Annotated in this window: 12 protein-coding genes and 3 pseudogenes; 12 read left to right on the top strand and 3 right to left on the bottom strand. The window is 37.8% G+C overall.

The genetic code is table 11. The features are described 5' to 3' along the window. Positions 1-553: 553 nt before the first annotated feature. Positions 554-877 (bottom strand): annotated as a pseudogene (locus AC5JMK_RS05720) (reverse transcriptase N-terminal domain-containing protein); the annotation flags it as partial. Between the two features lie 173 nt (positions 878-1,050). Here AC5JMK_RS05720 and AC5JMK_RS05715 point away from each other — a divergent pair. The 5 genes from AC5JMK_RS05715 (at position 1,051) to AC5JMK_RS05695 (ending at position 8,515) form a co-directional block, all read left to right on the top strand. Further along, positions 1,051-2,895, top strand: coding sequence for an ABC transporter substrate-binding protein (locus tag AC5JMK_RS05715; RefSeq protein ID WP_495909614.1), 1,845 nt, complete (start codon positions 1,051-1,053; stop codon positions 2,893-2,895). Positions 2,896-3,095: 200 nt separating this feature from the next. Continuing rightward, the gene (locus tag AC5JMK_RS05710) at positions 3,096-5,192 is read left to right on the top strand and encodes a hydantoinase/oxoprolinase family protein (RefSeq protein WP_495909613.1); all 2,097 of its coding nucleotides are present in this window, start codon (positions 3,096-3,098) and stop codon (positions 5,190-5,192) included. Positions 5,193-5,200: 8 nt separating this feature from the next. Beyond that, positions 5,201-6,427 carry an Nramp family divalent metal transporter gene (locus AC5JMK_RS05705; RefSeq protein ID WP_495909612.1) on the top strand — a complete coding sequence of 409 codons (1,227 nt, stop codon included), beginning with the start codon at positions 5,201-5,203 and terminating at the stop codon, positions 6,425-6,427. Beyond that, complete coding sequence (locus AC5JMK_RS05700) at positions 6,388-6,882, top strand: D-glutamate cyclase family protein (RefSeq protein WP_495909615.1); 495 nt, start codon at positions 6,388-6,390, stop codon at positions 6,880-6,882. Before AC5JMK_RS05705 ends, AC5JMK_RS05700 begins: the two co-directional genes overlap by 40 nt. A gap of 58 nt (positions 6,883-6,940) precedes the next feature. Continuing rightward, complete coding sequence (locus AC5JMK_RS05695; RefSeq protein ID WP_495909611.1) at positions 6,941-8,515, top strand: hydantoinase B/oxoprolinase family protein; 1,575 nt, start codon at positions 6,941-6,943, stop codon at positions 8,513-8,515. A gap of 422 nt (positions 8,516-8,937) precedes the next feature. Here AC5JMK_RS05695 and AC5JMK_RS05690 read toward each other — a convergent pair. Continuing rightward, positions 8,938-9,090 (bottom strand): annotated as a pseudogene (locus AC5JMK_RS05690) (IS5/IS1182 family transposase); the annotation flags it as partial. A 192-nt stretch (positions 9,091-9,282) separates the two neighbouring features. Here AC5JMK_RS05690 and AC5JMK_RS05685 point away from each other — a divergent pair. The 7 genes and pseudogenes from AC5JMK_RS05685 to AC5JMK_RS05655 form a co-directional block, all read left to right on the top strand. After that, positions 9,283-10,401, top strand: a pseudogene (locus AC5JMK_RS05685) (MFS transporter); the annotation flags it as partial. Between the two features lie 151 nt (positions 10,402-10,552). Continuing rightward, positions 10,553-10,915, top strand: a complete 363-nt coding sequence (locus tag AC5JMK_RS05680; protein ID WP_495909610.1) for a DUF6876 family protein — start codon at positions 10,553-10,555, stop codon at positions 10,913-10,915. A gap of 37 nt (positions 10,916-10,952) precedes the next feature. Further along, positions 10,953-11,198, top strand: coding sequence for a Pb-reticulocyte-binding protein (locus AC5JMK_RS05675; RefSeq protein WP_495909609.1), 246 nt, complete (start codon positions 10,953-10,955; stop codon positions 11,196-11,198). Between the two features lie 80 nt (positions 11,199-11,278). Beyond that, positions 11,279-11,665, top strand: a complete 387-nt coding sequence (locus AC5JMK_RS05670; protein ID WP_495909608.1) for a hypothetical protein — start codon at positions 11,279-11,281, stop codon at positions 11,663-11,665. A 206-nt stretch (positions 11,666-11,871) separates the two neighbouring features. Next, positions 11,872-12,603 carry a hypothetical protein gene (locus tag AC5JMK_RS05665; RefSeq protein WP_495909607.1) on the top strand — a complete coding sequence of 244 codons (732 nt, stop codon included), beginning with the start codon at positions 11,872-11,874 and terminating at the stop codon, positions 12,601-12,603. A 44-nt stretch (positions 12,604-12,647) separates the two neighbouring features. Continuing rightward, positions 12,648-13,007, top strand: a complete 360-nt coding sequence (locus tag AC5JMK_RS05660) for a hypothetical protein (RefSeq protein ID WP_495909606.1) — start codon at positions 12,648-12,650, stop codon at positions 13,005-13,007. Between the two features lie 113 nt (positions 13,008-13,120). Further along, positions 13,121-13,384, top strand: coding sequence for a hypothetical protein (locus tag AC5JMK_RS05655; protein WP_495909605.1), 264 nt, complete (start codon positions 13,121-13,123; stop codon positions 13,382-13,384). 6 nt (positions 13,385-13,390) lie between these two features. Here the strand turns inward: AC5JMK_RS05655 and AC5JMK_RS05650 are convergent, their stop codons facing one another. Continuing rightward, positions 13,391-13,564, bottom strand: coding sequence for a hypothetical protein (locus tag AC5JMK_RS05650; RefSeq protein ID WP_495909604.1), 174 nt, complete (start codon positions 13,562-13,564; stop codon positions 13,391-13,393). Positions 13,565-13,685: the final 121 nt, after the last annotated feature.

Raw genomic sequence — 13,685 nt, 5'->3', positions numbered from 1 at the left:
GAATTATCAAACCATCAAATTTCCCAAAAACGAATACATAAATCTATGAGCTATAGCGGTTCTCGCTCAGATGAGGTACATTCTCAAAGTTGAAATGATTTATCTATGAAGTCTAGCTATACTTCATTAGCATAGGAAACGCTATATATAAAACATACTATTGAAGATTTCTGGAAATTATCATCTAGAGTAGTTTTGGAAAATGCTTCAAAACACGTTTAAATGCACAATAATCTTGTGCATGAATTATTTTTTTGATTTCTAAAATTGTTTTGTTGGAACCATAATTTGTCCGATAGACGATTGGAAGCATATAGTGTCCTTTTCTGCCAAGTTATCCTTCCAGTGACAAAAACACAGCAACACTTTCGCCGTTTACATCTTCATACTACTAGTCGCTCACTGGTAGCATACTCAGACCAACAACACAACCTCTTCGTTATTTTTACGATCGCTCTTTTAGCTTTGGCTAAAAAAAGCTCTAACATTAGGAGATACGCTCGGTCAAACAAAACATCCCTAAACTTTCTGCAATTGAGGTGCAATATGGACACACCGTCGGGACTTTTAGGATTCGGGTTTTTCCGTCCTTTTTGGGGATTGGGATTTCCCTTAATTTGTTATGATGCCAATTATTGACATTGAACTTGAGAAGTTCTTCAAGTGCGAAGCGTTCTTCAAAATTGAGGAACACTTTGCCATCAATACCCGCAGTCCTTTTTCCGGCATTTAACTGTGTTACTTGCCGAATTGCCAGTAATCTAGCCGAGGTGGATTTTAAAATAAGCTTTTGTAATGACCTAGCTTTCCTTTTGTCGCCAACTTGAACAGCTTTGTACGCTCGCTTTTTTAGGCTTTTCCAAAAAAGCATCACCATAACCGGTATTACTCGTCAAAGCGATGTACGCTTCAGGTTTGACTTTTTTGATCAACAAAGATCTACCTTAAATTACCAGCGACATCCGTAGAAATTATTTTCACACCAATAGAACAACCTGAAATGAAAATCAGAGTATCATTTTGGCAAAAGACGATAACATCTGAAATAATATGTGTGAAAATTGTCGGCAAGTCATAGAAAATCTAGCTATAAATATTGAACTTTTATTACAAGATTTAGATGATATTCCTAATACAAGGAAGCTCATTCAACTAGATAAAATAATTATTTGTAATTTTTTACTGGGATTATCTCGGCAACAAATATCTAATATAGTAAACTTACCTGGACAGAATATTGCAGATCGATTAAGTAAAATTATCTATCCAAAAATAGCTCATATAATGGGCGTAGAGCAAGAGGAAATAGCTGGCAATTGGGTGAGCATTCTTAATTTTTTACTCAATCCACATAACAGTTATAGGTTAAATCCTCCACCTCAATTAAATAGTGATAACTTTCAAGGAAGTTTTGGGAGACAAATTTTTCTTTATCCAGCTAACCAAGAAATTGTTCAATATCAGATTCAAGGAACAAATTTTTATCAACAAGGGCTTTACTATCAAGCATTTCAGTGTTTTTTAGAAGCTTGGAATCAAGAACTTAATAATTATGGAATTGGTAATCCGGAAGTATTAATCTACATCAATAACTGCTTAATTGAATATAAAAAATCTTTTTTACAAGAAAAAGGTATTAAAATTTATACTTTAGCTGTAGTTACTCCATTCTTTCATAACCAAGGACACGTTGCTGCTGAAATTTTGAGAGGAATTTCTCAAATACAATTACAAGTTAATCTGCAAAGCTTTGACCAAATTTCTTTAGGCACAGAGATAAATTTAGATGAGATCACGCCTAATACCTACTTGCCTTCAATATGTAGTTGTAGTCAAATAGCGTTGCAAATTCTTGTTGTTAATGATCCTAATAACTTATACGACCCATTGAACCAAACAGCAGAAAAATTGGCTGAGTTAGCACCACAATTGAATCTGATTGCGATCATTGGTCATTATTCAAGCGAAATGACCAAAAATGCACTGCGTTTTTATAAGCAGAAAGGGTTAATTTTAGTCAATTCTAGTAGTACATCAAATGAACTTTCCCAATTATCTATAGATAAAAGTTTATCTTTTTTTAGATTGACTACACCAGATGCTATTAATGCTAAAAAAATGGCTAATTATTTAATAGAAAAATTTTCCAATCAACCTCCCAAAAAAGTAGCTCTTATCTATAACCAAAATAGTAGTTACAGTATTTCCTACAGAAACAGTATTAGACAATATCTAGAACAACATCAAGATAAGTTTGTTTTTCTAAAAGAATGTAATTATATTAGTGAAAACTATTACAGAGTCCAACAATATATAGAATATCTTAAAAAAGATGATGTTGATATTATCATCATAATTCCCGATGGAGGAATTGAACCGAATTCCCTTGAGAATGCTGGGTTAATTAGCCGATTAAATATCAACAACTGTTTAATAGTTGGCTCGGCAACTTTTTATCATGATAATTTTTTACATTGGATTCATGAGCAAACCCCGTGCAATACTACAAATCAAAATAACCGTCAAATTATAGCTTGTATTCCTTGGCATTGGCAGAGTCAAGAAAACGGGTGTGAGAGTTCTAATTCTATACCAGAGACTTTTTGTAAAATAGGCGCTAAGTTATGGAGAATAGAAAATTTAACATGGCGCAGTGCAACAGCTTTTGATTCCGTGTTAATAATCTTAAAAGTCTTAGAAGAATACCGCAGCCAATCTAGCAAAGATTTACTCACACATATGGATCAATATTTCAAAAAAAGGAGAAAACAGGTAAAGGGAGTTACGGGGCTGATTCAATTTGATCCAAGTGGCGATCGCCTCAATCCTCCCACAGAAATAGTAGCCATCAAATGGGATGCAACACAACAAAAGTGGCAATGGAAAATATGCTGAAAAACTAATAGCAATTGTAGCTAAAAAAGCTGCTACAAGTAAGGGATTTATATTTTATATAAAAGGCTGAAAATTTTATATCTTTATAGGCAGTTGTGTATTAATTATCCACACCTGTCGTTAAAATATTCCACACATGAAGTAGAAATACTCCTAATCCTATTGTTACTCTAATTCCATGCACTTGAGGAAATTAAAAAATGTTAAAAGTATTTGCAGATCGTGGTGGTACATTCACAGATATTATTGCTGTAACGAATAATCAGGCAATTATAGACAGGCTTTCAAGGCATACAGAACGTTTTTTGATTGTTCCTCTTGCTAACAAAGAATGGGTAATAGTATATAAATTACTTTCCGAAAATCCTGAACAATATCAAGATGCAGTTATCCAAGGCATTAGGGATATTATGAGTCTTTCAAGCAATGAACTCATTCCCAATACAGTCATAGAAGTAGTGAAAATGGGGACAACAGTCGCCACTAATGCACTTTTAGAAAGGCAAGGAGATAGAGTAGTTCTGATTATTACGAAAGGGTTTAAAGATGCATTGCGAATTGGCTACCAAAACCGTCCTGATATCTTTGCCCGTCACATCATTTTATCAACGATGCTTTATGAACAAGTCATTGAAGTAGACGAACGCTATGATGCTCATGGTAACGAATTAAAATCTGTGAAGATTGCACAAATAAAACAAGATTTACAAGCAGTTTATCAGACAGGAATTCGTAGTTGTGCTATTGTGTTTATGCACAGCGATCGCTATCCCAAACATGAGCAACAAGTAGCCGCAATTGCTCAAGAAATTGGCTTTACACAAATTTCCGTATCTCACCAAGTTAGTCCATTAATGAAATTAGTGAGTCGAGGAGATACAACTGTTGTAGATGCTTATTTAACTCCAATTTTACGCCGCTATGTTAATCAAGTAGCAAGTCAGTTACCTCATGTCAGATTAATGTTTATGAAGTCTGATGGAGGCTTAACTGATGCTGCACAATTTCAAGGAAAAGATAGTATTTTAAGTGGTCTAGCTGGCGGGATTGTTGGTGCAGTACAAACTAGCAAAAGGGCAGGTTTTGATTTAGTCATTACCTTTGATATGGGAGGAACAAGTACAGATGTTGCCCATTTTCAAGGAGAGTATGAACGCCAATTAGATTCGGAAATTGCTGGGGCGCGAATGCGAGTTCCCGTATTATCAATTAACACGATTGCAGCTGGTGGCGGTTCAATTTTGATGTTTAATGGTTCAAGCTACCGTGTTGGGCCAAAATCGGCTGGTTCAAATCCCGGCCCTGCTTGTTATCGACGGGGTGGCCCTTTAACAGTAACAGATGTAAATGTGCTGTTAGGTAAGATACATCCTCAATATTTCCCGTCTGTGTTTGGAAGTGATGGCAATTTACCGTTAGATAAAAATATTGTCTTAGAGAAATTTCAGCAATTAGCAATAGAAATTACAAATGCTACAGGAAATTATCGTACCCCTGAACAAGTAGCAGCAGGATTTATTGCTATTGCTGTTGAAAATATGGCTAATGCTATTAAAAAAATCAGCCTGCAACGAGGTTATGATGTCACCAAATATGTACTTTGTTGTTTTGGTGGTGCCGGTGGACAAGTTGCTTGTTTAATTGCTGATAGTTTAGGGATGAAACAGATATTTTTGCATCCTTATGCTGGAGTTCTTTCAGCCTATGGAATGGGATTGGCTGATGTAAGAATGACTAGAGTTGGAGGAGTAGAAAAGCCTTTAGATCAAGACTTAATTCCTCAGTTAATGCAGTTAATAAAAACTTTAGAAACCCAAGCTCAAAGTGAAATAAGTCCAGATAAAAGTAGTGTAGAGACAGAAATCATTCAAAAACTGAATTTGAAATATGAGGGAACTAATTTTACTTTCAGCATAGATTTTGATGCCGATGTGACAGTGATGCAAATGGCATTTCTTGAAGCACATAAATCTCGCTATGGTTTTATTCAGCCAGAAAAATCTTTAATTGTGGAATCTATTTCAGTGGAAGTCATTCAGAAAATGGATACTCCTGAAGAACCATTAATTCATCGTTCCCGCGCTGGAAAATCAGTTCTTCAACCTGTTGAAATAGTCAAGATGTTTACTGCTGATAAATGGCACGATACGCCAGTTTATCGTCGGGAAGATTTACAACCAGAAGATAACATTAATGGCCCTGCTATCATCATCGAAAAAATCAGCACGATTGTGGTTGAACCTAATTGGCAAGCAAGATTAACTAAAAGTAATCATTTAATTTTACGACATCCATAAACAGAAATATGATGTTGAAACGACTCAATAATTTAGGGCCGGGGTTAATAGTTAGTGCTGCCTTTATTGGTCCTGGGACAGTAACTGCTGCTAGTATTGCCGGAGCAAACTATGGTTTTGCGCTGTTGTGGGCAATTGTCTTTTCCACAATCGCAACCATCATATTACAAGAAATGTCAGGACGCTTGGGTTTGGTGACAAGACAAGGACTTGGAGAAGCCTTAAGAGCAACTGAAAGCCCTATTTTGCGACTTTTGGCAATTATCCTAGTGATTGCAGCTATTCTCTTTGGTAATACAGCGTTTGAGACTGGTAATATCACAGGTGCAGCCATTGGTTTAGAAACACTTGGTGATATCTCTTTTCAGATTTGGGCAGCAATAATTGGTGTATTAGCTTTCCTGTTGCTGGCTTTTGGGGCTTACAATCTGATTGAAAAAGTATTGATTGTAACTGTCAGTTTGATGGGCGTTATGTTTCTGTTGACAGCGATTGTTGCCCATCCGGATATAGGTGCATTACTCAAAGGAATGGTATTTCCCAGCCTACCGGTTGGTTCACTGCTGACAGTCATTGCCCTCATTGGGACGACGATTGTGCCTTATAATTTGTTTCTGCATTCAAGTTCCGTGCAACAAAAGTGGCCAGAGACAGTCCCAACCGAAGTAGCTGTTGCACAATCACGATTTGATACCATCATTTCTATTTCTTTGGGTGGACTGATTACACTAGCGATCGCCACCACATCAGCCGCTGCTTTTGCCACTCAAGGCATGACAATTAGTAACGCTCGGACAATGGCACAGCAACTAGAACCCCTGTTAGGTTCTGCGGCACAGTATTGTTTTGGAATCGGACTTTTTGCGGCTGGTTTATCTAGTACTATTACTGCACCCTTAGCAACAGCTTATGCTATTTGCGGCGCGTTGGGCTGGAGGGCAAATTTCCATAACAGCCGATTTCGGACAATATGGATTTTGGTACTAGTGATTGGCACCGTGCTGGCTATTACTGGAAAAAGTCCGTTAGAGTCTATTCTCTTTGCTCAAGCCGCCAATGGTCTTTTATTACCTGTCGTCGCAACATTTTTGCTGATAGTTATTAACCAAGCTGATTTATTAGGCAATTTCCGTAATCGCGCGAGCGCAAATATCTTAGGCATCGGCGTTGTTTTAATCGCTACTACTTTAGGCATATTCCAGATTTTGAAAGCAATTGGTGTGATTGCGATTTAGTAGCTTTTTTAATTGGCTGTTCCTTTTCCTTTGAAAATGCCATGCTCAAATCTGGGTTATCAGTAAGACATATAGAAGAAGAGAAAAATGTACCAATGTATAAGACAAATATTGAATGTATTTCTACTCAGACATTTTCTAGTTCTTTAGTAGTTTCCATGCGTCCTCTACCAGCAAATCAAGTTGTTCGGGCTGTCGAAGTAACCAGTCGATATTACAAAGCACATGGTTCTCCTATACATATTGGTAGTCCAGAGACAATCGGAATTTATAACTTAGAAAAACCTGATTATGGTGATGCTGTCACAATTAATGATGGTGAAATTCCAGTTTTTTGGGCTTGCGGAGTCACTACTCAAATTGCGATTTTGTCCACAAAATCTGAGTTAGCAATTACTCATTCTCCTGGGCATATGTTTGTTAGTGATTTACAGGATGAATCTCTGACTCTTTAGAAACTTGCATACTCTACCTAATCAGGCAACATCAAAAATTAGGAATTAGGAATTAGAAATGTACACAACTACTCAAAGCGATCCTGTCCGTTTAGAAATCTTCAAAAATCTCTATCAATTTATCGCTGAACAAATGGGAATTATTCTGCAAAATACCGCAGCATCAGTAAATATTAAAGAAAGATTAGATTTCTCCTGTGCTATTTTCGATGCTTCTGGATTATTAGTTGCTAATGCCCCTCATATTCCAGTACATTTAGGCTCAATGAGTGAAAGCGTTCGCAGCTTAATTAATGGTCAAGGCGACACCATCAAACCAGGAAATGTCTATTTATCCAACAATCCCTATAATGGCGGAACACATCTCCCAGATGTCACAGCCATTACCCCCGTATTTTTAGAAACCCCTTCCTCCTCCCTGCTTCCCACTCCCCTCTTCTACGTTGCTTCTCGCGGACATCAAGCTGATATTGGCGGTATTACTCCTGGTTCTATGCCTCCCCACAGTACTACGGTAGAAGAAGAAGGAATTCTCTTTGATAATTTTCTCTTAGTTGAACAAGGAAATTTTCAGGAAACACAACTAAGAAATTTATTAGCAAATCATCCCTATCCTGCTCGTAATCCTGATCAAAATCTAGCTGATTTTCAAGCACAAATTGCTGCCAATGAAAGGGGAGTTCAAGAACTGCATAAAATGGTTGCTCAATATGGGCTCGAAACAGTCCAAGCATATATGAAATTTGTCCAAGATAATGCGGAAGAATCTGTCAAAAGAGCAATTGATGTTCTCAAAAGTGGTTCATTTGTTTATGAAATGGATAGTGGGGACAAAATCCAAGTTAAAGTAACAATCAATCAAAAACATCGCCGTGCAACAATCGATTTTACTGGTACATCTGCACAATTGCATAGTAACTTTAATGCTCCTAAAGCCGTCACTCAAGCAGCAGTTTTATATGTCTTCCGCACTTTAGTTGATGATAATATTCCCTTGAATGCTGGGTGTCTAAAACCTTTAGAAATTATTATTCCGGAAGGTTGTATGTTGAACCCTATTTATCCGGCTGCAGTAGTTGCAGGTAATGTGGAAACTTCCCAAATTATTGTTGATGCTTTATATGGTGCTTTGGGTGTCATGGCTGCATCTGCGGGAACGATGAATAATTTTACTTTCGGGAATGAGCGTTATCAATATTATGAAACCATCTGCGGTGGTTCTGGCGCAGGGGCGAACTTTGATGGTACTGATGCAGTCCAAACCCACATGACTAACTCTCGTTTGACCGACCCAGAAATTTTAGAAACTCGTTATCCTGTGCAAGTAGAAAGTTTTTGTCTGCGTCCCGATAGCGGTGGTAAAGGAAAATATTCTGGTGGTAACGGTGTGATTCGCCGCATCAAGTTTCTTGAACCAATGACAGCTAATATTCTTTCTGGTCATCGCCGTATCCCTCCCTTTGGATTAAATGGTGGGGAAGCTGGACAAGTCGGACGCAACTGGATACAGCGTCAAAATGGAACACAAGAGAATTTAGACAGCACAGCAACAGTCTTGATGCTATCTGGAGATATTTTTGTGATAGAAACTCCTGGTGGAGGAGGATTTGGTTCAATCCTTAATTCACCTTGAGTCAGTGCCGTGCAACAGGAGTGCAACAAGAGTAAACTAAATTTTATACTTCACCAAAGGCGGCGGGAAGCCTGCCCCAACTGGTATTACTCATAAGGGATCTCCAGAAAATAAAATGTCCCGCCCTATCAAAGTATATTTTGGCTTAGTCCAAGGATTGATGAGCGTTACGCCCCAGCCCTTTCAACGCGAACAAATGAACTACTAAGGCAAAGAGGGAAACGCTCTCCCAATATAGGTTATCAATAGACATCTCCGAAAACTATCAAAGGTTGTGTGTGACTAGCTTACAAAGCGCAAATGCAAGCATTGCGAACTAGCTAGTCCATACGTTCAAATGAGGTTTTGAGAGATTTACTGATAATAAAAAGCAAAAAAAATAGTTATATGCGTTTATTTTATCCTAATGAAATAGGATGTATTTATATTTGTAACACTAGCGCTCCAATTCGGAATCTTACTAACCCACAAATTGTCAAAATTACTTGTTCATATTTTTTAGGAATTAGCCGAAATCTTTCTTGGGCAACTCGAAATATTTTTACAGAACGAATTCGATGCTCAACAAATATTCTTTAGGACTTACGCATTGACAAAGTAGCTTAAACGTGTGTATACGCTCATCAAAAAGGTCATACTTCTCAATCAGGCGATCGCTAATCACCAATGGCTTGGGAACATGGATAATATCTATGTTGCTGAATTTGGGGTTTAAACTATCAGAGCCACTACCAAGCCATCAACTGCCAAGTGTGACCTGAACGCTTACATTTTTTCTTCAGGCATTACCTGTTTTTATGCGACAACAAAATATGTCGCTTGAGGTAATTGGATTTCTGGGTTTTTTAATTCTTCCTTCTGGGTTAAAGTTTCTTTGGTCGCCCTTAATTGACCGTTACCGTATAGGGAATTTAGGACATTATCGCGGTTGGATTATTTGTTTTCAATTGTTGTTAATAGCAATTATATTTTTCAGTGCTTTTATTGATATTCAAAATAATTTAATTGGCTTGCTCATTTGCATGTTTTTGGCGTGTTTGTTCTCTGCTAGCCAAGATATTGCTACTGATGCATTAGCGGTAAATTTGCTCGAACCTCAAGAACGAGGATTAGGTAATGCAATTCAAGCTGGGGGAAATTTTTTTGGGGCGATTATTGGTGGTGGTGGGGCGCTGATTCTGTTAGAAAAAGTGGGATGGCGATATAGTCTAATTGCAATGTCGGTTTTCATGCTGCTCAATTTAATACCAACTTTGCTTCATAAAGAACAAGCGATCGCCAACTCAAAAGTTAACAAATCTTATTTCCAAACATTTGTTCGCTTTTTCTCTCGCCCGAAAATGCTACCGTGGCTTTTCGTCGTTCTACTGTATATGGCGGGTGAAAGTATGACAACTACCATGATTCGTCCGCTTTTGGTAGATAGGGGTTTGTCTTTATCAGACATTGGCTGGTTATTGGGTGTAGTTAGCTACAGCGCCCGCATTGTCTTAGCCTTGGTTGCTGGAGTGATGATTACACGCTTGGGACGCAGGCGTTCTTTAATTTTGTTTGGACTGATAGCAGCTTTTACTGCACTTTTGTATATCGTACCAGCAATGGGCATTGCCAGTTTACCTGTGCTGTATGCGGTGTGTATTCTAGTCAGTGGAACTCAAAGTATGGCCTATACAGCCTTGCTTAGTGCCATGATGGATAAGAGCGATCGCGCAACTGCTGCTACTGATTATACTATTCAAGTTTCAGTTATGTTTTTAGGTGGAATTGCTGCCACGATTCTCAGTGGAATTCTTGCCCAACAGACGGGTTACACCATCACGTTTATCATCAGTACAGTTGTGAGTTTATTGAGTGTGTTTTTTATTACTAAGTTTATTGTCGATTAAGCTAATATTTATTCTCTTTGTTGAGTACGATCAATCTCCTATTTGCAATAAATAAAAACCGCTCTACTTTTGGTGAGACTTCCTTCGCCAAAAGTTATTTTTTTCGGCTTACGCCTCAGAGGTGAATAAAGGTAATTAGGAGCAAAAATTCATGGAAAATCCTGAGCAAATAACTGCTGCTCTCAAGCAATTTATTGGTTCGGGTATTATCTACCAACATTGGTTAGGTATCGGGTTTACAGAAGGGGTTAAATACCTCGCTGATGCTGCCGAAGCCTATTGGCTAATAGATAGCATAGCCTCGCATCAAACTAAGAGATTTTTATCTAATACCAAGCTGCAAAATTTTCAGATTTGGCTTTTGTCAGTTAAGGAAAAATCAGGCACTTTGATTTGTGAATGGGATACAGGTAAGGAAGTACTACGACAGGAAATTGAGTACACTGACTTCCCAATAAATAGCATTAAAGTTTATCTAATTAGCAAAGTTCTGATGTTACCAACTGAGTACTGATTTCGTAAATAATCCAAGTTTTCAGGGATTAACAATAATGATTCAAGCGATAGATTTAGAACAGGCATTTGTTACCAATCTCGAAATATTCATGGGCAAAGCTGACAAATTTATCAAGGTTTATTACGCAGGTGTAAGTGAAGAAAAGCATTTAAAAGAAATAATGCTGGAACTACAAAAACTAGTAATGGATGCAGACTTGCAACAACTAGAGATTGATTACCAGCAACACTGCGAGAACAAAGACTTTATCTCTGACTGCGATGATTCGGCTTGGTGGTAAACTTATCACTCCCATACGTAAATAACAGCCAATATGTGGGCTAACGCCCTGTTACTAATGAAATATTTGGAGCATTTTGTATGGCATCACGTAAATCTTCCACTCCTGCTTTTCAACCAATTGATGATTCAATCTTAGGTGATTATGCTGTTAATGACTACTCGGAGCGTGTATACTCAAAAGTCTACTATTCTATCCGCTCTCTTTGCGGACTGATTGCCAAGCGACACCTTAAAGAAGTTTTTGATTGGAATGAATTTAAGGAGCAGTTTGCAAATGATTTTGGTAAAGTTGAAGAAAAGCGATATTCTCTAGAACAATTGCTTGAATACGCAAACCGTAAGTTAGGTAAAACCCTTGATGATTTGATAGTGCAAAATCAAATATCTTGGCAACGTAGACAAGAATATGCCGAACGTATAAATACTAATCTTCTGCCTCAAATAAGTGAAGAGAGTGAATGCTAATGAATTCTGAAAATTTGAGTTAGATGACGTGAGGATTCAATTTTGATTAATTGAAGCCTTTCACCATCTAATGAGAATTTAAATCCTAAAGTCAAAAACAGGGGGTAGATCATATCTTATCCCCTTTTTACTGTCACAAATTTGATTAACGCTTCATTAACTAAAAAAATTCAGTTCATTGAATCTCAAACATCTCTGTTATCACTATGTTACAGAACAGCTACATCGTTTGGGAAGGAGCATCTTTGATTAATGGTTCACCAATAGTCCTGATTTTGACAGGATTTGTTTTGCCTACATCCAATCGTAAAACTGGACGATTAATTCAGTCTTGGATTTTGCAACAAGAATTTGTCCCCACAGATGCTGCAAAAAATGGTTTAGACATAGGCATTTGTGGTAACTGCCCTTTAAAGTTGAGTAATTTGGGTAGCTGCTACGTAAACTTGTTAGGTATCAACAATATTTATCGCAAGTATGCAACTGGAAGTTATCCAAAATTTAGCGCCAACGAAATAGAAGTTTTGAAACGATATCACTATCCGATGAGAATAGGCTCTTACGGAGATCCGACAGCAATACCAATTGAAGTGTGGGAGCCGATGATTTTGGCATCTCAAAAATACACTGGATATACCCATCAATGGCGAAGTTGCGATCCTCGTTGGCAACAATATTTAATGGCTTCGGTGCAAAGCGAAACTGAAGCAAAAGAAGCTCAACTTAGGGGTTGGAGAACTTTTAGAATTATCGCTCCTAATACTCCTTTGATGTCTAACGAAATTCTTTGTCGTAATACAGAAGACGACAGAATTCAATGTGAAAACTGTCTGTTGTGCGATGGAGCATCGTCTAAACCAAATATAGGCGATCGCGTTCATGGTTTAAACTGGAAAGTTTCAAATTTCTCGAAATATATCAACTCAACAGCTGTTTAAGCATGTGAAGGCAGAACAGCTGCTTTGTCTGCCTTCTTAAAGTTGTGAACCTTACGCTGAAAGAATTGAAAACCAATGCATTACAGATATATATGGCGGAAGTATTGGTAGAACCGCAATTTCAGATATTCACTCATCCAAAAACTGGGGTGAAGGTAGGAAGAATTTATTTTCCGGCGTTATTTCTGGCTGAGTTTCATGCAAGTGTCACTAAATGGTTACAACGTCGAGAAATTACCTTTGATGAAAAAGACCTCAAACAATACGCAGATGGTTCATTCCGACTATATTTTAGGACACAATCATCGCTGGAGACAGAGTATTTCCGGTTAGTGAAGCCCCTCACGGGGAGAAAACAAGGCAATTTTGTAGAGGATTTCTTTCCAAATCAAAACCCTACTTAGAAAGTCAGGTAAAAATTATGCCGCAACTTGAAGAATTTGTATGTAATGAGTCATTGGTCACTCAATTGGAAATTGACATAGATATAACGCAATCAAGCAAGGTGAAATGCCCTATGAAATCAAAACATCGAAACTTTATGGCTGATGTTAATGAACAAGCTTTAACTATTTCCAAGGCTCAAGCGACTTCCGACCTGACACCGGAGCGCGAGAAAATCAAGCATATGCTGATTGGCTCCAGTAAAGCGGTGACTGCTACAATTCGCGTTTTGCATCAACTAGGTTATGCAGACATCAGGGATTGGAGTCCTTTATTACCTAGTCCCAATTCAGGGGAAGTGATGAGTATTTTGATACGTTCAATTGCTGTGCAATAGTCATAATTACCATGAAATAATATGCCCCGATAGGGGTATTTTTTTCTTGAGATCAAGTCGCGAACTTTGGATGATAATTAATGACGAAATATGATGGGAATTCGTTACTCTGGAGAGCGATCGCGCCTTAAATTTACCATAGGCGATCGCAAACTGAATAACCACTACAATTGCGATCACTTCTCCTCACCATACTCCCAACAAATAGGAAGTGTTTACTTATTGCCACTTATAATAAAGGATAGATGTAACTGCCTAGCTAGTAGGATTTGAGGAAAAGAAAACAGAGACATTACCTTGT

It is taken from the genome of Pelatocladus sp., from assembly GCF_059505505.1.
This window is presented reverse-complemented; position numbering and strand designations above follow the sequence as displayed.